This window comes from Achromobacter kerstersii, assembly GCF_902859595.1.
GTDB lineage: Bacteria > Pseudomonadota > Gammaproteobacteria > Burkholderiales > Burkholderiaceae_B > Achromobacter > Achromobacter kerstersii.
In genome coordinates, this window is record NZ_CADIJQ010000001.1 from 1,862,594 (window position 1) to 1,882,588 (window position 19,995).

15 protein-coding genes are annotated in these 19,995 nt (G+C 63.6%); 3 read left to right on the forward strand and 12 right to left on the reverse strand.

The window, feature by feature from the left end; translation table 11 throughout:
- The first annotated feature begins 225 nt into the window (after positions 1-225).
- Positions 226-651 carry an OsmC family protein gene (locus tag HV765_RS08270; RefSeq protein WP_054425007.1) on the forward strand — a complete coding sequence of 142 codons (426 nt, stop codon included), beginning with the start codon at positions 226-228 and terminating at the stop codon, positions 649-651.
- A 152-nt stretch (positions 652-803) separates the two neighbouring features.
- The gene (locus tag HV765_RS08275; RefSeq protein ID WP_054425005.1) at positions 804-2,093 is read left to right on the forward strand and encodes an Nramp family divalent metal transporter; all 1,290 of its coding nucleotides are present in this window, start codon (positions 804-806) and stop codon (positions 2,091-2,093) included.
- Positions 2,094-2,161: 68 nt separating this feature from the next.
- Here HV765_RS08275 and HV765_RS08280 read toward each other — a convergent pair whose 3' ends face one another.
- Together HV765_RS08280 and HV765_RS08285 are read right to left on the reverse strand one after the other, a co-directional pair.
- The gene (locus HV765_RS08280) at positions 2,162-2,383 is read right to left on the reverse strand and encodes an XRE family transcriptional regulator (RefSeq protein WP_175169366.1); all 222 of its coding nucleotides are present in this window, start codon (positions 2,381-2,383) and stop codon (positions 2,162-2,164) included.
- A 180-nt stretch (positions 2,384-2,563) separates the two neighbouring features.
- Positions 2,564-3,181, reverse strand: a complete 618-nt coding sequence (locus HV765_RS08285) for a TetR/AcrR family transcriptional regulator (RefSeq protein ID WP_175169367.1) — start codon at positions 3,179-3,181, stop codon at positions 2,564-2,566.
- Positions 3,182-3,307: 126 nt separating this feature from the next.
- Between HV765_RS08285 and HV765_RS08290 the strand changes: the two genes are divergently transcribed.
- The gene (locus HV765_RS08290) at positions 3,308-4,591 is read left to right on the forward strand and encodes an MFS transporter (protein WP_175169368.1); all 1,284 of its coding nucleotides are present in this window, start codon (positions 3,308-3,310) and stop codon (positions 4,589-4,591) included.
- A 239-nt stretch (positions 4,592-4,830) separates the two neighbouring features.
- Here the strand turns inward: HV765_RS08290 and HV765_RS08295 are convergent, their stop codons facing one another.
- The 10 genes from HV765_RS08295 to clpA all read right to left on the reverse strand — a co-directional run bounded on the left by HV765_RS08295 (position 4,831) and on the right by clpA (position 19,958).
- Complete coding sequence (locus HV765_RS08295) at positions 4,831-5,571, reverse strand: ABC transporter ATP-binding protein (RefSeq protein WP_054424997.1); 741 nt, start codon at positions 5,569-5,571, stop codon at positions 4,831-4,833.
- The gene (locus tag HV765_RS08300) at positions 5,568-6,371 is read right to left on the reverse strand and encodes an ABC transporter ATP-binding protein (protein ID WP_054424995.1); all 804 of its coding nucleotides are present in this window, start codon (positions 6,369-6,371) and stop codon (positions 5,568-5,570) included. Before HV765_RS08300 ends, HV765_RS08295 begins: the two co-directional genes overlap by 4 nt.
- Complete coding sequence (locus tag HV765_RS08305; RefSeq protein WP_175169369.1) at positions 6,368-7,456, reverse strand: ABC transporter permease subunit; 1,089 nt, start codon at positions 7,454-7,456, stop codon at positions 6,368-6,370. Before HV765_RS08305 ends, HV765_RS08300 begins: the two co-directional genes overlap by 4 nt.
- Positions 7,453-8,382, reverse strand: a complete 930-nt coding sequence (locus HV765_RS08310) for a branched-chain amino acid ABC transporter permease (protein WP_054424991.1) — start codon at positions 8,380-8,382, stop codon at positions 7,453-7,455. The genes HV765_RS08305 and HV765_RS08310 overlap by 4 nt, the downstream gene beginning before the upstream one ends.
- 156 nt (positions 8,383-8,538) lie before the next feature.
- Positions 8,539-9,684, reverse strand: a complete 1,146-nt coding sequence (locus HV765_RS08315) for a branched-chain amino acid ABC transporter substrate-binding protein (RefSeq protein WP_175169370.1) — start codon at positions 9,682-9,684, stop codon at positions 8,539-8,541.
- Positions 9,685-9,952: 268 nt separating this feature from the next.
- A complete protein-coding gene (gene putA, locus HV765_RS08320; RefSeq protein WP_054424988.1) occupies positions 9,953-13,774 on the reverse strand; it encodes a trifunctional transcriptional regulator/proline dehydrogenase/L-glutamate gamma-semialdehyde dehydrogenase in 3,822 nt (1,273 codons plus the stop codon).
- A 155-nt stretch (positions 13,775-13,929) separates the two neighbouring features.
- Entirely contained in the window at positions 13,930-14,580 is a 651-nt protein-coding gene (locus HV765_RS08325; RefSeq protein ID WP_254600498.1) for a PqiC family protein, read from the reverse strand.
- A gap of 6 nt (positions 14,581-14,586) precedes the next feature.
- On the reverse strand, positions 14,587-16,251 hold the full coding sequence (locus HV765_RS08330; RefSeq protein ID WP_054424983.1) for a PqiB family protein: 1,665 nt from the start codon (positions 16,249-16,251) through the stop codon (positions 14,587-14,589).
- A gap of 42 nt (positions 16,252-16,293) precedes the next feature.
- On the reverse strand, positions 16,294-17,628 hold the full coding sequence (locus HV765_RS08335) for a paraquat-inducible protein A (protein ID WP_175169371.1): 1,335 nt from the start codon (positions 17,626-17,628) through the stop codon (positions 16,294-16,296).
- Positions 17,628-19,958 carry an ATP-dependent Clp protease ATP-binding subunit ClpA gene (clpA, locus tag HV765_RS08340; RefSeq protein ID WP_245636393.1) on the reverse strand — a complete coding sequence of 777 codons (2,331 nt, stop codon included), beginning with the start codon at positions 19,956-19,958 and terminating at the stop codon, positions 17,628-17,630. The genes HV765_RS08335 and clpA overlap by 1 nt, the downstream gene beginning before the upstream one ends.
- Between the last annotated feature and the right edge of the window lie 37 nt (positions 19,959-19,995).

Consider the following 19,995-nt stretch of genomic DNA (forward strand, 5'->3'; position numbering starts at 1 on the left):
GGGCATCCGGCTCTGAGCCCGGCAGTTCTATGTCTGCCCGCCGGCCTGCCGCCCGCCGTTACATCGGCTTGCCGTTGCGCACCGCTGGATTCCGCGCCCGCCCCTCGGGCTCGCCGTATCATCGACGATGCCGCTCAGGCAACGCGCACCGCCCTTTTCCGGGGTGCGCATTCCTGCACCGGACGCGCCCGCCACGGGACGCGTCCCCTCTCACAAGGAGTCACTATGAAGAAAACCGCATCCGCCGCCTGGTCGGGCGATCTGAAGACTGGCAAGGGCACGATCTCTACGCAAAGCGGCGCACTGAAGGCTCAGCCTTACGGGTTCAACACGCGCTTTGGCGACACGCCGGGCACCAACCCCGAAGAACTGCTGGGCGCGGCCCACGCGGGCTGCTTCACCATGGCGCTGTCCAATATCCTGTCCGAAGCCGGCATGGTTGCGACCAGCCTGGACACCAAAGCCGAAGTCACGCTGGACAAGGTGGACGATGGCTTTTCCATCACCGCCGTCCACCTGACCGTGGAAGCCGTCATTCCCGGCGCCACCGCCCAAGCCTTCGAGGAAGCCGCGCGCAAGGCCGAAACGGGTTGCCCGGTGTCCAAGGTGCTGAAGGCCAAGATCACCATGGACGCCAAGCTCAAGTCTTGATCCCGAACGGTTGAAGATGGGTGCGTCCACCAGGGGCGCGCCAGAAGCCGGGGCAGGCCCCCATTGGGCGGACCTATCCCCGGCTTGTTGAAAATCAATTTGACGGTCGGCGATCGCTTCTGGAAAATGAGAACCATTCTCAGGAGTGTCGTATGACCGGTTTCATCTACGCGATATCAGGCGGCAAAGCCGCCCTTGCGCAAGACGCCCAGCTGTCGGCGAACCTGCGCCGCATGGTCGGTTCCGGCATTCTGGTCGCTGTGGGCTACATCGATCCGGGCAACTGGGCCACTGACATCGCAGGCGGCAGCGGCTTCGGCTATGGCCTGCTGATGGTCGTCATCACCTCCGCCTTTCTGGCGCTGGGCTTTCAGATTCTGGTGTCGCGCCTGGCGCTGGCCACGGGCCAGGACCTGGCCTCGCTGACCGCGCAGCATTTGTCTCCCGGCTGGTCCAAGACCGCATGGCTCGCGGGTGAAGCGGCCATTCTGGCGACCGCCTTGGCGGAACTGATCGGCGGCGCCATTGCGCTGCGCTTGCTGTTCAACCTGCCGCTGATTGCGGGCGTGGCCGTCACCGGCGTCGGCACGTTCGCCGTGCTGGCGCTCACCCGTGGCAACGCCGACCGCCATGAGCGTGTGATCGCCCTGCTGCTGGCGGTGGTGGCCGCGTCGTTCGTCTTCCTGCTGTTCAAGGCGAATCCTGCCTGGACGGCCGTGGCGCACGGCGTCACGGAAACCGGCCGCGCGCTGCGCGACCCGCAAGGTTTCCTGATCGCGCTTGGCATCCTGGGCGCGACGCTGATGCCGCACAACCTGTACCTGCATTCCGGCTCGCTGGCTGAACGCGCGAAAGCGTTGCCTGACTCCGCCCGCGACATGGCCATGCGCGTCGCCCGCAATGACACCATCGTGTCGCTGGGCATCGCCATGCTGATCAACTCGGCCATCATGATTGTGGCGGCGGCGTCGTTGTCGGGCTCGGGCCTGATCGTGTCCAGCCTGGACGATGCCCACGCCGTCATTGGGCACACGCTGGGCGTCGGCGCCGCCATCGTGTTCGCCGTGGCGCTCTACGCCGCGGGCCAAAGCTCCACGATCACAGGCGTGTTGGCCGGCCGCATTCTGTCCAAAGGTTTTCAGATCCGCAGCAACTGGTCAGACCGCCGCCGCGCGCTCATGACGCGCTTGATTGCAGGCGCCGCCGCCGTGGGCCTGCTGATCTTCACGGGCGGCAAAGACCCGGACGAACTGCTGGTGCTCAGCCAGGTCATCCTGAGCCTGGCCCTGCCCTTCGCGCTGGGTCCGCTGGTGCTGTTGGCCTGCCGCAGAAAGCTGATGGGCCAGTACGCGCTGCGTGGCGCCTGGGCATTGGCCGCCATCAGCGCCACCGTTGGCATCGTGATTCTGGATGGCTACCTGCTGGTGGACATGGTGGTCTAAGCGCCAGGAAAAACGCAAAAAAAACGCCAGCAATATCGCTGGCGTTTTTTCTGGCTGACCGCTTGCGCTTAGTGGCGGGCGGAGACAACCGGGTGTTGCTGTCGGCCGACGTCCATGTCGTGCAGGACTTCGCCGACGGCACCGCCAAACGAGGCCAGGCGCACTTTCAAACGCAGCCACATGCCACGGTTGAACGGGCCGGACAGGGTTTCCGCTTTGACGGCCTCGCGGATCAAGGACCGCTCCAGCGCATCCGACATACGGGCATTTTTCAACGCGGTATCGCTCATGATTCTCTCCTTGAGAAAGGCGATGTGGAACAACACGAATTCATGTTAGATCCGCGTTTGTTGCGTTGCAATAAAAACTTCAACCATTATTTTGTTCGTTGCGCAATGGGTACAAACACCACCATAACGGTGCATGCGGCACCACATTAAGCACTAGTCTTGTGCAGCGCCATACGGCTTTCAGCGGGGTAGATGCGCCTGGATCAGCTTATCGGCCATGTCCGCCACCCGTCCGGCCGGGCCGCCCTCTCCGAATAACTGGCTCGACACGAAAGCGCCTTCGATCAGCAGCAGCAGGCCATCGGCCAGCGCCTCGGGGTCAGCCGCCCCCATGCCCGCCGCCATCTCGTTCAAGCGGCGGCGCAACTCCAGCTTGTGCTGCACCGCCACGGCGCGCGCCGGGTGCCCCGCTTCCGGGTACTCGACGGCCGCATTCGTCAGGCCGCAGCCCCGGTAGCCGTTCTGCACGGCGCGCTGGCTCAAGCCCGACAGGTACTCCAGCAATTGCGCGCGCGGGTCACCCGGGTGGGCCGCGCACGCGCCGTCAAAGCGCGCCCAGAATTCGGCGTCGTAATCGCGCAAATAGGTGGCCGCCAGCTCGTCCTTGGACGAAAAGCTGCGGTACAGACTGGGCTTGGTCACGCCGGCCTGGTTGACGATGGCGTCGACGCCCACGGCGCGGATGCCATCGCGGTAGAACATTTCACGCGCGGTCTTGCGGATGCGGTCGGCGGCCAGCAGCGGCTTGGCTGCGGGCTGCGGCGCGGCGCCGGACGAGGTGGAAGGTTTACTGGCCATGGACGTTTCCTTCAAAGGTGATGCATCAAACGGACAACATCAATCGGGGCGGAATCAAATACCGCTTGACGATGTTACTGACCGGTACGTACTATTCGCAAATCCCAATACGTACCGGTCAGTAACATGAGTATATCCCACCTCCCCATCCCGTTTCGGCGTGCCGGCCAAAAGTACGCTTTTGTCGTCGTCGCGGTGATTTTCCTGGCGCTGCTGGTTTCGGCGGGGCTGCGCTCCACGCCCAGCGTATTGCTGGTGCCGCTGGAAGAAAGCTTCGGCTGGAGCCGCAGCTCGATCTCGTTTGCCGCTGCCGCCGGCATTTTCCTGTACGGCCTGGTTGGTCCGTTTGCCGCCGCGGCGATGGAACGCTTTGGCTTGCGCCGGGTGCTGATCAGCGCGCTGATCATGATGTCGGCGTCCAGCGCTGTCAGCGCCTACATGACCGAACCCTGGCATTTGCTCATGAGCTGGGGCGTGTTTTCGGGCATCAGCTCGGGCGCCGTCGCCTCGGTGTTGGGCGCGACGATTGTGAACCGCTGGTTCACCAAGCATCGCGGCCTGGTGATGGGGCTACTGACCGCCAGCACCGCCAGCGGCACGCTGGTGTTCCTGCCCATCCTGGCCACGCTGGCCTCATCCGGCGACTGGACGCGCGTCGTTTGGACGGTGGCAGCCGCCGCCGCCGCGCTGGTGCCGCTGGCCTGGTGGCTGGTGCCAGACCGCCCGTCCAGCGTGGGCCTGGTGCCTTACGGCAGCGACCCGCACGCCCCGCCCGCCCCCGCTGCACCGCGCACCGGCATGGTGGCCGCAACCTTCGGCGCGCTGGCCCGCGCGTCGAAGACGACGACCTTCTGGTTCCTGTTCGCCACGTTTTTCATCTGTGGCTTCACCACCAACGGCCTGGTTGGCACGCACCTGATCGCGCTGTGCGGCGACCACGGCATGCTGGAGGTGCAAGCAGCCGGATTGCTGGCGCTGATGGGCGTATTCGATCTGGTCGGCACCACGGCATCCGGCTGGCTGACTGACCGCTACGACCCGCGCAAGCTGCTCTTCGTCTATTACGCGTTGCGCGGCCTGTCGCTGATCTACCTGCCCTATTCCGACTTCTCGTTCTACAGCCTGTCGATCTTCGCCATCTTCTTCGGCCTGGACTGGATTGCCACCGTGCCGCCCACGCTGCGCCTGACGACCGAAGCCTTCGGCGAACGCGATGCGGCCATCGTGTTTGGCTGGATCGTTGCGGGCCACCAGTTGGGCGCGGCCAGCGCCGCGTGGATGGCGGGCGCCATTCGCGAAGCGCAAGGCAGCTACCTGATGGCGTTTGTGATCTCGGGCGCGACCGGCCTGATCGCTGCGGTGATCGCGCTAAGAATCGGCAAGAAGCAAGTCACGCCACAACCTGCCTGAATCCGGCCCGCTGATTACGAAAACCTCCGGCGACGTAAAGCTCCTACAACCACAAGATCCGGCAACGACAAGCTCCGAGAACGACGAGCTCCTACAACGACAAGCTCTGACAACGACAAGCTCCGACAACGACAAGCTCCGACAACGACAAGCTCCGACAACGACAAGCTCCGACGACGAAAAAGCCCGGCATCGAAAAATGCCGGGCTTTTTATTGCTGACGAACCGCGATACCAAGGCTATGCCGACGCTTCCTCGACTTCGCCCAGATACGCGGCGCGCACCTTCGGGTCATGCAGCATGTCGCGCGCCGGACCCGACAGAATGATCTCGCCCGACTCCATCACATAACCGCGATGGCTGTTTTCCAGCGCCAGGCGCGCGTTCTGTTCGATCAGCAAGATCGTGACGCCTTCGCTCGCGATGGTGCGCACCACGTCGAAGACCTTCTCCACCATCAGCGGCGCCAAGCCCATGGACGGTTCGTCCAGCAACAGCAGCTTGGGGCGCGCAATCATCGCGCGGCCCATCGCCACCATCTGCTGTTCGCCGCCCGACAAGGTGCCTGCCGCCTGCTTTCGGCGTTCGGCCAAGCGCGGGAACAACGTGAACACGCGGTCAGTGTCCTGGCGCACTTGCGCGGCATCGCGCCGGATGTACGCGCCCATCGCCAGGTTTTCTTCGATGGTCAGCTGGCCGAAGATGCCCCGGCCTTCCGGCACCATGACCAGCCCGCGGCGCACAAGCTCGTGCGACTTCTGGCCGCCGATCGACTGGCCGGCATAGACCACTTCGCCGCCCGCCATCGGGACCAGCCCGCAGATGGCGCGCAACGTCGTGCTCTTGCCCGCGCCATTGGCGCCGATCAGGCAAACGAGTTCGCCTTCGTCCACACGCAGATCAATGCCGCGCACGGCGCGAATTCCGCCATACGCCACTTGCAGACCGCGCAATTCCAACAGGGGTGTGGATGCCGTCATGATGCGGGGCTCTCCTTGTGAATCAGCGGGTCTTGGGCCGCGCCCGCGCCCAGATACGCTTCAATGACCTTGGGGTCGCGCTGCACTTGCGCGGGCTTGCCCATGGCCAGCACCTTGCCGTATTCCAGCACCAGCACGCGGTCGCACAAGCCCATGACAAGCTTCATGTCGTGTTCGATTAGCAGCACGGTAACGCCGTCATCGCGGATCTTCTCGACCAGCTTGCGCAGCACCACCGTTTCCGACGCGTTCATGCCGGCAGCGGGTTCGTCCAACGCCAGCAGCTTCGGGTCGGTGGCCAAGGCGCGCGCAATCTCCAGGCGGCGCTGATCGCCATACGGCAACGACCGCGCCACGTCATTGGCGCGATGGCCGATGCCCACGTAGTCCAGCAGCTCTTGCGCCCGCGCTTCGATGGCCGCCTCTTCTGCCCGCGTGCCGCGCGTGCGCAGCACGGCGCCGAACACCCCCGCCTTCGTGCGCATGTGACGGCCGATCATCACGTTTTCAATCGCCGACAAATTGGCGAACAAGCGGATGTTCTGAAACGTGCGCGCCAGCCCCGCAAAAGCGACTTCATGCGGCTTCTTGCCCGACATGGATTCGCCGTTGAAGGTGCAGCTGCCATCTTCCGGGATGTACAGCCCCGTCAGCACGTTGAACAGCGTGGTCTTGCCCGCGCCGTTGGGGCCGATCAGGCCGTAGATCTCGCCCTGCTCGATATCGAAGCTGACGTCCGACAAGGCTTGCAGGCCGCCAAAGCGTTTGCCCAACCCTTGCGCTTGCAGCAGTTTGCTCATGCCGCACCCCCTTGGGTCTTGGTCGCCAGCTCGCGCTTGCGCACGGCCGATGGCCACAAGCCCGCCGGGCGGAACAACATCACGCACACCATCGCCAAGCCGAACAACAGCATGCGTATGCCTTCAGGGTCCAGCACGACGGCGCCAAACAGCATGTGCTGAACGGGTTCGACCACCGCGCGCAGAAACTCAGGCAAGGCGGCCAGAATCAACGCGCCCAAAATCACGCCAGGGATATGGCCCATGCCGCCCAGCACCACCATGCACAGAATCGAAATCGACTCCATCAACGAAAAGCTCTCGGGGCTGACAAAGCCTTGCATCGACGCAAACAACGCGCCCGCCACACCGCCAAACGACGCGCCCATCGCAAACGCCAGCAGCTTGATGTTGCGCGTGTTGATGCCCATGGCCTTGGCCGCGATTTCGTCTTCACGAATCGCTTCCCATGCGCGCCCGATGCGCGAATTCTGCAAGCGCACGCACACGACGATGATGATTAACGTCAGCGCCAGCAGCAGGTAGTAGTACTTCTCTGGCCCCGTAAACCGGATGCCCATCAGGGTTTCCGTTCGCCCGAAGGTGAATTCGCCCACCTTGAACGTATCGATACGGTTGATGCCCTGCGGCCCATTGGTGATGTTGATGGGCGCGTTCAGGTTGTTCAGGAAAATACGGATGATTTCCCCAAAGCCTAAAGTCACGATGGCCAGATAGTCGCCTCGCAACTTCAGTGTGGGCGCCCCCAGCAAGACGCCGAACAGGCACGCCACCGCCAGCGCAATCGGCAGAATCGCCCAGAACGGCAGATGCAGCCCGAAATGCGGCGAGGCCAATAGCGCCCAGGTGTAAGCGCCGACCGCGTAGAACGCGATGTAGCCCAAGTCCAGCAGGCCGGCGAAACCCACCACGATGTTCAGGCCCAGCGACAGCATCACATACAGCAGCGCAAAGTTCAGAATGCGCACCCAGCTTTGCCCGGCCATGCCGATGACAAAGGGCAGCACCGCCAGCACAATGCCGATCAGCGCAATGCCAATCAGGTTGCGGGCCGACAGCCCGCTGTTTTTCAAAGAGGGGCTCATGCGCGGTCTCCCACGCGTTCGCCCAGCAGGCCAGACGGACGGAAGATCAGCACCAGCACCAGCACGAAGAACGCAAACACGTCCTGGTAATGGCTGCCCAAGAAGCCGCCGGTGATGTCGCCGATGTAGCCTGCGCCCAGCGATTCAATAATGCCCAGCAGCAAGCCGCCGGCCATTGCGCCCACCATGTTGCCGATGCCGCCCAGCACGGCGGCCGTGAACGCCTTCAGGCCCAGCATGAAGCCCATGGTGTATTGCGACACGCCGTAGTAGGTGGCGACCATCATGCCCGCCACCGCGGCCAGCGCCGAGCCGATCAGGAACGCCGCCGAAATCACGGTGTTGATGTTCACGCCCATCAGGCCCGCTACCTCGCGGTTCTGCGCGGTGGCGCGCATGGCCGTGCCAAGACGGGTCTTGTGCACAATCGCCAGCAAGCCGCCCATGATCAGCGATGCAATCACCACAATGGCGATCTGCAAGGTGCTCATGCGGGCGCCAGCAAACTCGAACACGCGCGGCGACAGCACCTGCGGAAAGTTCAGATAGTTGCGGCCCCAGGCCATCATCGCCACGTTCTGCAAAATGATGGACACGCCAATTGCCGTGATCAGCGCAGCCAGGCGCGGCGCACGGCGCAGTGGCCGGTACGCCACGCGCTCGGCCGTCCAGCCCACCGCCATGCACAGCGGCACGGACACCAGCAGGCCTACGCCCAGCACCACGAAGGCGGACACGCCAGGGTCGCCGCCCACCAGCGAAATGGCGATCGTCGTGGCCGCCATTGCGCCAATCATGACGACGTCGCCATGCGCGAAGTTGATCAGCCCGATGATGCCGTACACCATGGTGTAGCCAAGGGCGACCAGGGCGTACACGCTGCCTAGCGTGACGCCGTTAATCAGTTGTTGAATGAAGATATCCATAGGGGCCGCGGAAATAAGCCTGGAAAAATCGCGCCGGACACGCGGCCCGAGCCATCATGGGCCGGGTGCGGTGCGCGCGCCGCCACGCCGGTCGGCGTGGGCGGACGGAGCGGGTGGCCCCCGGCAACGCCGGGCCCACCCTGCGTTCAACCGGCCTTAGTTGGCCTGGCTGACCATCGTTTCAACCATCTCCCACTTGCCGTTTTTGACTTCGTAGATGGTGACCGAGATTTCCTTCAGATCGCCCTTGGCGTCGTAGGAAATGTGCTCGCTGGTGGCGCCCTTGCGGTCAGGCTTGGCCAGCACGGGCAGGTACTTCTCGGGTTTGGCGGAACCGGCCTGTTCGATGGCCGTGATCATGTTCCATGCGCCGTCATACGCGTAAGGTGCATAGACGCCGGGGGCCTTCTTGAAGCGCGCCTGATAGCGTTGTTCGAAGTCCTTGCCTGCGGTCATCTTGTCCAGCGGCACGCCGGCCAGCGAGGCAAAGGTGCCGTCGGCAGCGTCGCCCGCCAGCTTGATGAAGGTGTCGCTGCGGGTCATTTCACCGGAGACCAGCGGCGCCTTCAGGCCCAGCGTGGCCAGCTGGCGCTTCATGGGACCAGACTGCGCATCCAGGCCGCCGTAGAAGATGGCGTCAGGCGCGGCGCCCTTGATGTTGGTCAGGATGGCGGTGAAGTCGTTCGCCTTGTCGGTGGTGTATTCGCGGCGGACCACTTCGCCACCGGCGGCCTTCACGGCCTTTTCGACTTCATCGGCCAGGCCTTGGCCGTAAGCGGTGCGGTCATCGATGATCGCAACCTTCTTGGCCTTCAGGTTCTGCACCATGAACTTGCCCACCGCGGCGCCCTGCTGGGTGTCGCTGGTCATCATGCGGAACGTGGTTTCGTAGCCTTGCTTGGTGTATTCCGGCGACGTGGCCATGGCGATCTGCGGAAGACCGGCTTCATGGTAAACACGCGATGCGGGGATGGTCGTGCCGGAATTGAAGTGGCCCAGAATGCCGACGACGTCCTGGTCGACCAGTTGCTGCGCCACCTGCACGCCAACGCGCGGGTCGGCTTGATCATCACGCGACACCAGCACGAACTTGGCGGGCTGGCCGTCAACCTTGATGCCCTTCTTGTTGGCCTCTTCCAGCGCCAGATTCAGGCCGTTCTGCATGTCTTCGCCGTAGTGCGATTGCGGACCGGTCAGGGGCGCGGCGAAACCGAGTTTGATATCGGCAGCCTGTGCGGCGGCCGTCATGCCAACAGCAGCAACGCTGGCGGCGAGAAGCTTCAAAGTGGTGCGGAACTTCATGGGGAATCCTCCGGGATGTCGGACTACTGGCCGTGTACTTGTTCTAGCACTTAAGGCCTTGTTATACCTGAGCTTTTAGCCAGGCTTTTGGTTTTTTCTACTACCGCGGGCCCAGCGGTGGCCGGGTCCCGCGTATGCATTTTCTGCAAAGTCTGGATGCCGGGTTGCGACATCCAGACTTAAGGTGCGACCGGATTTTCGTTCCAGTGCAACCTTGCCCGATATTGGAGATAACCCTCAGTCCCCAGAGGGTTCCCAGACGGTCACGTCAGCCGATGGTCATGAGGCTGGCGTTGCCCCCTGCGGCGGCCGTGTTGACGCTGATGGAGCGTTCAGTCAGCAGGCGTTCCGGCACATAACCGGCACCCGCCGCCAGGGCGTCAGACGTCAAGCCATGCACCGACAGGATGGCGCCGGGACGCTGCGCGATGCGCTGGTTCAGCGCTTGCAGCGCGTCGCCATCGCCTTCGAACAGCACAGCCTGGTAATCGGCCTGATCGACTTCGTCATCAGCCAGAATGCCCGCCTGCCCTTGCTGCTCGGCGTCCAGCTTGGCCAGCAGCGCTTGCGCCGCAGGCGTGTCCGCGAACCAGGCGTGGTTGCCCGTCAGACGCGCCACAGACCACTGCGCACGCGCACCGGCCTCGGTGGCGGCCACGCAGTACACCGCGCCACGCGGCTCAACCATGTACGTGTTGGTTTCACCCGTGGGGCCCGGCAACGCAATGCGTTGCGGCAGCGGCGCAGCAGCGTCCAGCGCCGGCGGCAAGCCGGCCGGGCGCGTACCCAGCAATCGGTACATGTACAGCGGGCCACCGGCCTTGGGGCCGGTGCCGGACAGGCACTCGCCGCCAAACGGCTGCACGCCCACCACGGCGCCCACGATGTTGCGGTTGACGTAGACGTTGCCGGCATGGACCTGCCCCGTCACGTGCGCAATGGTTTCGTCGATGCGGGTGTGCACGCCGAAGGTCAGGCCGTAGCCCGTGCCATTGATGGCGTCCAGCAAGGCGTCGAGCTCGTCGCGCTTGTAGCGCACCACGTGCAGCACCGGGCCGAACACTTCACGCGTCAGTTCGCTGATGTGGTCGATTTCAATGATGGTCGGCGGCACAAAAGTACCGTGGCGACATTCGCCGTTGAGTTCCACTTGATCCACGCGATGGCCCGCCGTGCGCATCGTTTCGATGTGCCGTTGGATGCCATTGCGGGCGTCGGTGTCGATCACGGGGCCAACGTCGACCGACAGGCGGTCGGGGTTGCCCACGCTGAGTTCGCGCATTGCGCCGCGCAGCATGGTCAGCACGTGGTCGGCGTTGTCTTCCTGCACGCACAACACGCGCAGCGCCGAGCAGCGTTGGCCGGCCGAATCAAAGGCCGAGCTCAGCACGTCGAACACAACCTGTTCAGACAAGGCGGACGAGTCCACCACCATCGCGTTCTGACCGCCGGTTTCAGCGATCAGCGGAATGGTGTGGCCGTCGTCATCCAGGCGGTCGGCCAGCGTGCGCGCGATGATGCGGGCTACGTCGGTCGAACCGGTGAACATCACGCCGCGCACGGCGGGGCTGGCCACCAGTTGCGCGCCCACGGTCTCGCCACGGCCCGGCAGCAGTTGCACCGCGCCGTCCGGCACGCCGGCCGCGCGCAGGATGGCCACGGCTTGCGCGGCGATCAGCGGGGTTTGTTCAGCGGGCTTGGCCACGACGGTGTTGCCGGCGGCCAGCGCAGCCGCGACCTGACCGGTAAAGATGGCCAGCGGGAAGTTCCACGGGCTGATGCACAGCACGGTGCCCAGCGGGCGGTGCGTGTCGTTGCTGAATTCCTGCTCGGCCTGATCGGCGTAATAGCGCAGGAAGTCCACGGCTTCGCGCACTTCGGCGATGGCGTTGGGCAGCGATTTGCCGGCTTCGCGCACGATCAGGCCCAACAGGGTCTGCATCTGCTCTTCCAGCAATTGCGCGGCGCGGCGCAGGCATTGCGCGCGCTCGGCCACCGGGGTCGATTGCCAGATGGGCGCCGTGTTGGCGGCAGCACGCAATGCAGCGTCCGCTTCTTCGGATTGCGCTTCCACCACGTGGCCCACCACGTCGCGCAGGTTGGCGGGGTTGCGCACTTCAACGGCACGCGCCGGGTCCCAGGCCTGTTCGCCTTCGCCCAGCATGGGGCCGGCGCGCCACGGCGTGCCGGCACTGGCCAGCAGCGCAGCGGACAACGAGCCCAAGCGGTGTTCGTTGGTCAGGTCCAGCCCGGCCGAGTTGGCGCGAGCGCCCTGCTGCACGTTGCCGTAAAGCTCACGCGGCAGTGCAATTTTTTCGTGCGGCGCACCCAGCGGCACGATGCGCGAGGCCGCTTCCACCGGATCGGCCACTAGCGTTTCGACAGGAATGCTGTCGTCGCCGATCAGGTTCACGAACGAGGTGTTGGCGCCGTTTTCCAGCAGGCGGCGCACCAGGTACGCCAGCAGCGTTTCATGCGTGCCGACCGGTGCGTAGATGCGGCACGGGCGGTTCAGCTTGCCTTGGGCCAGCGGGCCGACCACTTCGTCGTACAGCGGTTCGCCCATGCCGTGCAGACACTGGAATTCGTATTGGCCCGGGTAGTAGTTCTGCCCCGCCAATTGATAGATGGCCGCCAGCGTGTACGCATTGTGCGTGGCGAACTGCGGGTACACGGCTTCGGGCGCACCCAGCAGCTTGCGGGCGCACGCCAGGTAGGCCACATCGGTGTACAGCTTGCGGGTATAGACGGGGTAGCCTTCCAGGCCATCCACTTGGGCGCGCTTGATCTCGCTGTCCCAATAGGCGCCCTTCACCAGACGCACCATCACGCGGTGGCGGCTGCGGCGAGCCAGGTCGATCACGTAATCGATCACGAACGGCGCACGCTTCTGATACGCCTGGATGACAAAACCAATACCGTTCCAGCCGTCGAGCTCGGGCGCGAAGCACAGCGCTTCCAGCAGGTCGAGCGAGATTTCAAGACGGTCGGCTTCTTCGGCGTCGATGTTCAGGCCGATGTCGTAGCTGCGGGCCAATGCCGTCAGCGCCTTCACGCGCGGCAGCAGTTCGGCGATGACGCGTTCGCGCTGGCTGCGCGAATAGCGCGGGTGCAGCGCCGACAGCTTGATCGAAATGCCCGGGCCTTCGTAGATGCCACGGCCGGCCGCGGCCTTGCCGATGGCGTGAATGGCCTGCTCGTACGACGCGTAATAGCGGTCGGCGTCTTCGGCCGTGGTGGCGGCTTCGCCCAGCATGTCGTACGAATAGCGGAAACCGCGCGCTTCCATCTTGCGGTTGTTCGCCAGCGCTTCAGAGATGGTCTGGCCCGAGACGAACTGTTCGCCCATCATGCGCATGGCCATGTTCACGCCCTTGCGCACGAGCGGCTCACCGCCCTTGCCGATCAAGCGCGTCAGCGCCTTGGACAGCGACTGTTCGCTGCTCACGGCCACGAGCTTGCCGGTGATCATCAGGCCCCAGGTGGCGGCGTTGACGAACAGCGATTGCGAACCGCCCATGTGCGACTTCCAGTCGCCACGGGCGACCTTGTCGCGGATCAGCGCATCGCGCGTGGCGCGGTCAGGAATACGCAGCAGCGCTTCGGCCAGGCACATCAGCGCCACGCCTTCCTGGCTCGACAAGGAAAATTCCTGGATCAGCCCTTCCACCCCGCCGCCGCTGCGCTTGCCGCGCAGCTTCTTGACGAGGTCCGTCGCCATCGCATGCACCTTTTCCAGGTTGGGCATGCGGGCCTGGCCCAGCAAGAGCGGAACACATTCAGGTTCGGGGCGGCGGTAGGCGGCGGTGATCGCCGCGCGCAGCACCGACTGCGGCTGCACGTCCTGGCCAAACTCGTAGAACGGCGGCGTCGGGGCGGCATGGGCGTCGCCGCCCTCTTCGTCCGCCCCGGTATCCATGCCCAGATGCGACATTTCGGCGGGCAGATGGCCGCGCTCGATCTTGTCCAGATAAGACAAGATGGCCTGCTTGTGCAGCCAATGCGGCGTGCAATTGAGTTTGTTCGCGGCGGCTTTCAGGCGGTCGCGTAGTGCGTCATCGACTTTGACGCCGAGGGTCGTGCTGGCCATAAGAGATTGCTTCCTGTCGCATGGCAAAGGTAATACTGGATTCGAATGAATCCCAGTATGGGTAGGACCGTATGCTAGACAGGTTGCAACCGCGTTTGTATTAAGGTTAACCCTAGGTTAGACCCCGGTTAACCAATTGAGATCGTGCAGGTTTCTTAATCCTTGAGCGCGGAGCAGCCCAACATCTGCACCGAAGCCGGTCCCGCCGGGGTTTGACCCCGGATCGCGGATGCCATCACCCCCGCCAAGCTGACGACCGCCCGCTGCTGCGCGGCGATCAACGCTGGCACGCCGGCTTCCGTCACGTTTTCCGTGACGACGCTGCGGCACAACAGACCCGTGCCTTTGGCATTGACGGGCCGCACGCGCCAGGTGGCGTCCAGCTGCGCCATTTTTCCGGACACGAGGTCAAAGCGTTGCACGTCCGTCTGCACCCGCCACACAGGCGCCCCCGGGCCAGGTTTGACCGCCTGCACATCCAGCGCCCCCAATTCGCGCTTGAGCGCATCGGACAAGGCGCCGCGCAGCTCATCGCCCAGCGGCGAGCTCCAGCGCTCGGAATACAGCGCCGACACGCTGCCATCACCCGTGCGCACCATCAACTGCGGCTGGTCGGCCTGGGTAGACAGGGTGACGCCCTGAACCTCGATTAGATAGCTGGCGGGCGCAGTGGCGGACGACGCCGGCGTTTGGGCCGCCGGCCCCTGCAAGGTGTAGTAATTCACGGGTGGCGATGACCCGCAGCCCGCCAACGCGGCGGACAAGGCAAGCAAAGACAGGACGGGACGCATGTGGGTAAGAGTCATGGTTCTTTAGTTCCTGACAGGGCCTGAACCGGGAATCGGGTCGTTGCCACGGCCGCGCAACAAGGCTTCGGGGTTGGATTGCAGGAAATCAGCCAAGGCGCGCAACGAACGAGCCGCGCGGCCGAGTTCCTGCATCGCTTTTTCGGTGTTGACCGGCAAGGATGCGTCGGACGCCAGCATTGCGTTGATGTTCGCCATCGATTCCTTGGCCTGCTTCAGCATGCTTTGCGCTTCCGGCGCCACCTGCTTGTCCAGGCGGTTCATCAGCTTGGACGTGCTGGCCAGCGTGGTGCGGAGGTCTTCGCCAATCTTGTCGAACGGAATCTTCTCGATCTTGGCGACGATGTTGCTGACCTGCTGCTGCAACTGATCCAGGTTGCCCGGGATGGTCGGGATCACGGCGGGGTCAGACGGCTGGAAATCCACCGGCTTGGCGTTCGGGAAGTTGTCCAGCACCACATACAACTGGCCGGTCAGCAGGTTGGACGTGCGCAACTGCGCGCGCAGGCCATGCTTGATCATCACACCCAGCAAACGGGTGCCCGCCACATCGCCATCCTTGGTCGCCCGTTCGCGCACTTCGTCATAGACGCGGCCCAGGCGCTCCGGATACAAGGTCGCGTCCACGATCGAGTAGAAGCGCTTGGTGGCCGGATCAAAGTCCAGGGTGATCTGCGTGACGTTGCCCAACGTAATGCCGCTGAAGTCAATTGACGCACCCACCGTCAGGCCACGGATCGACTGGTCAAAGCGCATGCGGATCGGGAAGGCTTCGCCGTCGGGGTTGGCCTTGGCGGCCGCTTCGGTCGAATACAAGTCGAAGTTGGCGTCCGCAGGCGCGGGCGCACTGCCGTCGCGCGCGCTCTGCACGGATTCAAAGGCCACGCCGCCAATCGCCATTGACACGAGTGATTGCGTACGCACCTTCAACCCGTCTGCATTGACGCTGAAGTCCACGCCGCTGGCGTTCCAGAAACGCGTGCCGTTGGTCACGAACTTGTCGTTGGGCGCATCCACGAATACTTCAACGTTCACGGCGGTGCCGGTCTTGTCGAGCTCATAGCCGATGACGCGGCCCACATTGATGCGGCGGAAATAGACAGGCGAGCCGATGTCCAGCGACCCCAGGTCGGATGCCTTCAGCTTGAAGCGCTTGCCTGCGCGGTCATGCGTGACCGCAGGCGGAATCTCCAGGCCTTCAAAACTGAATTTGGTGGCTTTGGCGGAACCATTCTTGCCTTCGCTGGCGTCCACGCCGATGTAGGCGCCCGACAACAAGGTGCCCAGGCCCGACACGCCACTGACGTCCAGACGCGGCCGCACGACCCAGAAATTCGTGCCTTCGCGCGCCAGGTCCGACACGTCCTTGGCCAGCTCGGCCTGCACGACGACCTTGCTGCGGTCGCCATTGAAGCCAATGGACTTCACCGTGCCGATGTTCACGTCTTTGTAGCGCAGCTGGGTCTTGCCGACTTCCAGCCCTTCAGCCGTATTGAACGAGATCGAGATGTCCGGGCCGGCCTGCATCCAGGTCCGCACCACCAGCGACAAGCCCATCAGCGCGGCCACGATGGGCACCAGCCAGATCCACGAGATCCGGCTCTTCTGCTTGCGCGAGATCGCTGGCGACTTGAACTTCTCTTCACCGGCTTCGGGCTTTTGATCGGACATCTACTTTCCTTTTTATTCTTGAGCGGGAAACCATCGTTGTTGCTAACCCACTTCCTTGCCTGCAAGGGGCGCCGCGCGATCCGCTGGGCGCGAGAGGCTGGCGCCCTCGACCTCGGGCGCATCGATTTCACTTTCGCCTTCCAGGTCCCAACTACGGCGCAAGTCGAAGCTCATGGCCGCCAACATCGTCAAAATCACTACCACGCCAAACGCCGCCGCACCTGCGCCGGCGCTGATCTCCATCAGTCCCTGAAAATCTGCCAGGGCCGCCAGCAATATAACGACAAAAACATCCAGCATCGACCACTGGCCAATGAACTCCACCATTTGATACAAGCGGGTACGCGGACGCAAGTTGGTCGTGCTACGCCACTGTTCGGTCAACAGCAGCAGGATCAGCGCCAGCAGCTTGGTCAGCGGCACGGCCACGCTGGCAATGAAGACAATCAGCGCGATGTCCCACGACCCCATCTGCCACAGTTCGACCACGCCGCCCAGAATGGTATGGGCGCTGTCGCCCAACACGGAACTGACCTTCATCACAGGCAGGACGTTAGCCGGGATGTAGAAAACGACTGCCGCCAGCAGCAACGCCCACGTGCGCGCCAGGTGATCCGGCTTGCGGTAGTGGACGACGGCTTCGCAGCGCACGCAGTGGTGTTCTTCTTCGGGGTCGGCCTCACGCGGCAGCGCCTGCACCTGACCACAGACGTGGCAGCCGGCCAGCACCGTATCCGGCCCGGTCTCGGGGATGTGCACGGGGGCTACGCCGGCAGTTTCGGCATAGCGCCACAACACATGCGGCGACAGGCGCCCCAGCATCGTCAGGAAAATGGTCAGTGCGCCGAACGCGCCCAGGCCAATGCCGGGCGACACCGCCGCCATGCCGGCCAGCTTCACCACCGCCACCAGCACGCCCAGCAAAAACACCGGAATCATGCACCACGGACGCAGAATGCCCAGCAGGCGCATGGCGCCCCGGAAGCCGACCGGTTCGCGGCCTTGGGACAAGGGGCCCAGCACCCACAACAACACGGTCAGCTGCAGCAGCGGCAACGCAAAGCCAGCCAGGCCCGTCATCACGGCGACGACCCAATGGCCTTGGCGCCACGTAATGGAAATGGCGTCCAGCAAGGACGCCTGTTGCACCATGCCCTGCACGGACATGGAAGCGACCGGGTAGGCGTTAGCCACCCCGAACACGATCAGGGCAGTGAGGGCGAGGGCCAGCCAATTGGACAAAGTAAGCCCGCTGTAGCGCCAGAGTATGGCTCCGCAGCGGGCGCAATTGGCGGTCTCTCCAGGTTCAAGCTGATGTCGGCGATAAACGCTTGCGCAATGTTCGCACTCGATCAGCGGCTGGTGGTCCGCGGTCATTAATCGATTAGTTCGACTTCCTGCTTATCCGGCGCATCCGATGACGGCGGTTTCCCGTTGTCGTCGAAGTCCAACGTCACCTTGCCCGAATCGTCCAGGTCCACCGTGACCGAACCGCCGTCAACCAGCTTGCCAAATAGCAGCTCGTCGGCCAGCGCGCGGCGGATGGTGTCTTGGATAAGACGTTGCATGGGACGCGCGCCCATGAGCGGGTCGAACCCCTCCTTGGCAAGGTGTTCGCGCAGTTTCGTGGTGAACACGGCTTCCACGCGGCGCTCGTGCAACTGGTCTTCGAGTTGCATGAGGAACTTGTCCACCACGCGCAGGATGACCTCGCGGTCCAACGCGGCAAACGGAATGATTGCATCAAGGCGGTTGCGGAACTCAGGCGTGAACATGCGGCGGATTTCCGCCATTTCGTCGCCCAGCATCCGCGAATTGGCAAACCCGATCGACGGACGGTTCAAGGTTTCGGCGCCCGCGTTCGTCGTCATGATGAGGATGACGTTGCGGAAGTCTGCCTTGCGGCCGTTGTTGTCGGTCAGCGTGCCGTGGTCCATGACCTGCAACAGGATGTTGAACACATCCGGGTGCGCTTTTTCGATTTCGTCCAGCAACAGCACGCAGTGCGGCTGCTTGGTGATGGCTTCGGTCAGCAAACCGCCCTGGTCGAAACCAACGTATCCCGGCGGCGCGCCGATCAAGCGCGACACGGCATGACGTTCCATGTATTCCGACATGTCGAAGCGCAGCAGCTCGACGCCCAGCGTGAACGCCAGTTGGCGAGCCACTTCGGTCTTGCCCACGCCCGTGGGGCCCGACAGCAGGAATGCGCCGATCGGCTTTTCCGGCTTGCCCAGCCCCGAGCGCGCCATTTTGATGGCGGCAGACAAGGCATCGATGGCGCCGTCCTGGCCGAAGACCACGGTTTTCAGATCGCGGTCGAGCGTGGCCAGTTTGCTGCGGTCATCGTTGGACACCGACTGCGGCGGAATGCGCGCAATCTTGGACACGATGTTTTCGATGTCGACCTTGCCGATCACCTTCTTCTGGCGCGAACGCGGCAGCAGACGCTGTGCGGCGCCGGCTTCGTCGATCACGTCAATCGCCTTGTCCGGCAGATGACGGTCATTGATGAAGCGGGCCGACAATTCGGCGGCAGCCGACAACGCAGCGGCCGAGTAGCGCACGCTGTGATGCTCTTCGAAACGGCTCTTCAAGCCGCGCAGGATCTGCACGGTTTGCTCGACGCTGGGTTCCGGCACATCAATCTTCTGGAACCGGCGCGACAGCGCGTGGTCTTTTTCGAAGACGCCGCGATATTCGGTATAGGTGGTGGCGCCAATGCACTTGAGCTGGCCGGAAGACAGCGCCGGCTTCAGCAGATTGGACGCATCCAGCGTGCCGCCCGAGGCCGAACCGGCGCCGATCAGCGTATGGATTTCGTCGATAAACAGGATCGCGTCGGGATTACCGCGGATCTGCTTGAGCACGCCCTTCAGGCGCTGTTCGAAATCACCGCGGTACTTGGTGCCGGCCAGCAGCGCACCCATGTCCAACGAAAAGACTTGAGCCGCTTGCAGAATTTCAGGCACTTCGCCGCGCGTGATGCGCCACGCCAGGCCTTCGGCGATGGCGGTCTTGCCCACGCCCGCTTCACCCACCAGCAGCGGGTTGTTCTTGCGGCGGCGGCACAACACTTGAATGACGCGCTCGACTTCGTGCTCGCGTCCGATCAGGGGATCGATGCGGCCCGCCAGTGCGGCGGCATTCAGGTCGGTGGCATATTGATCCAGCGGCGACTGACGCGATTCGCCCTGTTCTTCACCATTGGTCTGCTGCTCTTTCTGCACGGCGGCGGACTCCACCTGGGGCTGTTTGGTAATGCCATGCGACAGGAAATTGACGACGTCCAAGCGCGTGACGCCCTGCTGTTGCAGGTAGTACACGGCGTGCGAGTCCTTTTCACCGAAAATGGCCACCAGCACGTTTGCGCCGGTCACTGGCTTCTTGCCAGTACCCCCTGCGGAAACGTGCATGATTGCGCGTTGAATCACGCGCTGGAAGCCCAACGTCGGCTGCGTGTCGACCTCGGCGCCGCTTGGAATCACCGGGGTGTTTTCCGAAACGAACTGGCGGAGGTTGCGGCGCAAGTCGTCCAGGTTCGCCGCGCATGCGCGCAGAACCTCGACTGCCGAAGCGTTGTCAAGCAATGCCAGCAGCAGATGCTCAACCGTAATAAATTCGTGCCGGGCCGAACGGGCCTCGACGAAAGCCATATGCAGGCTGACTTCAAGCTCTTGAGAAATCACGCTTCCTCCGTATTGCATCGAAGCGGTCAAATACACGATTCATATTCTATGCCGA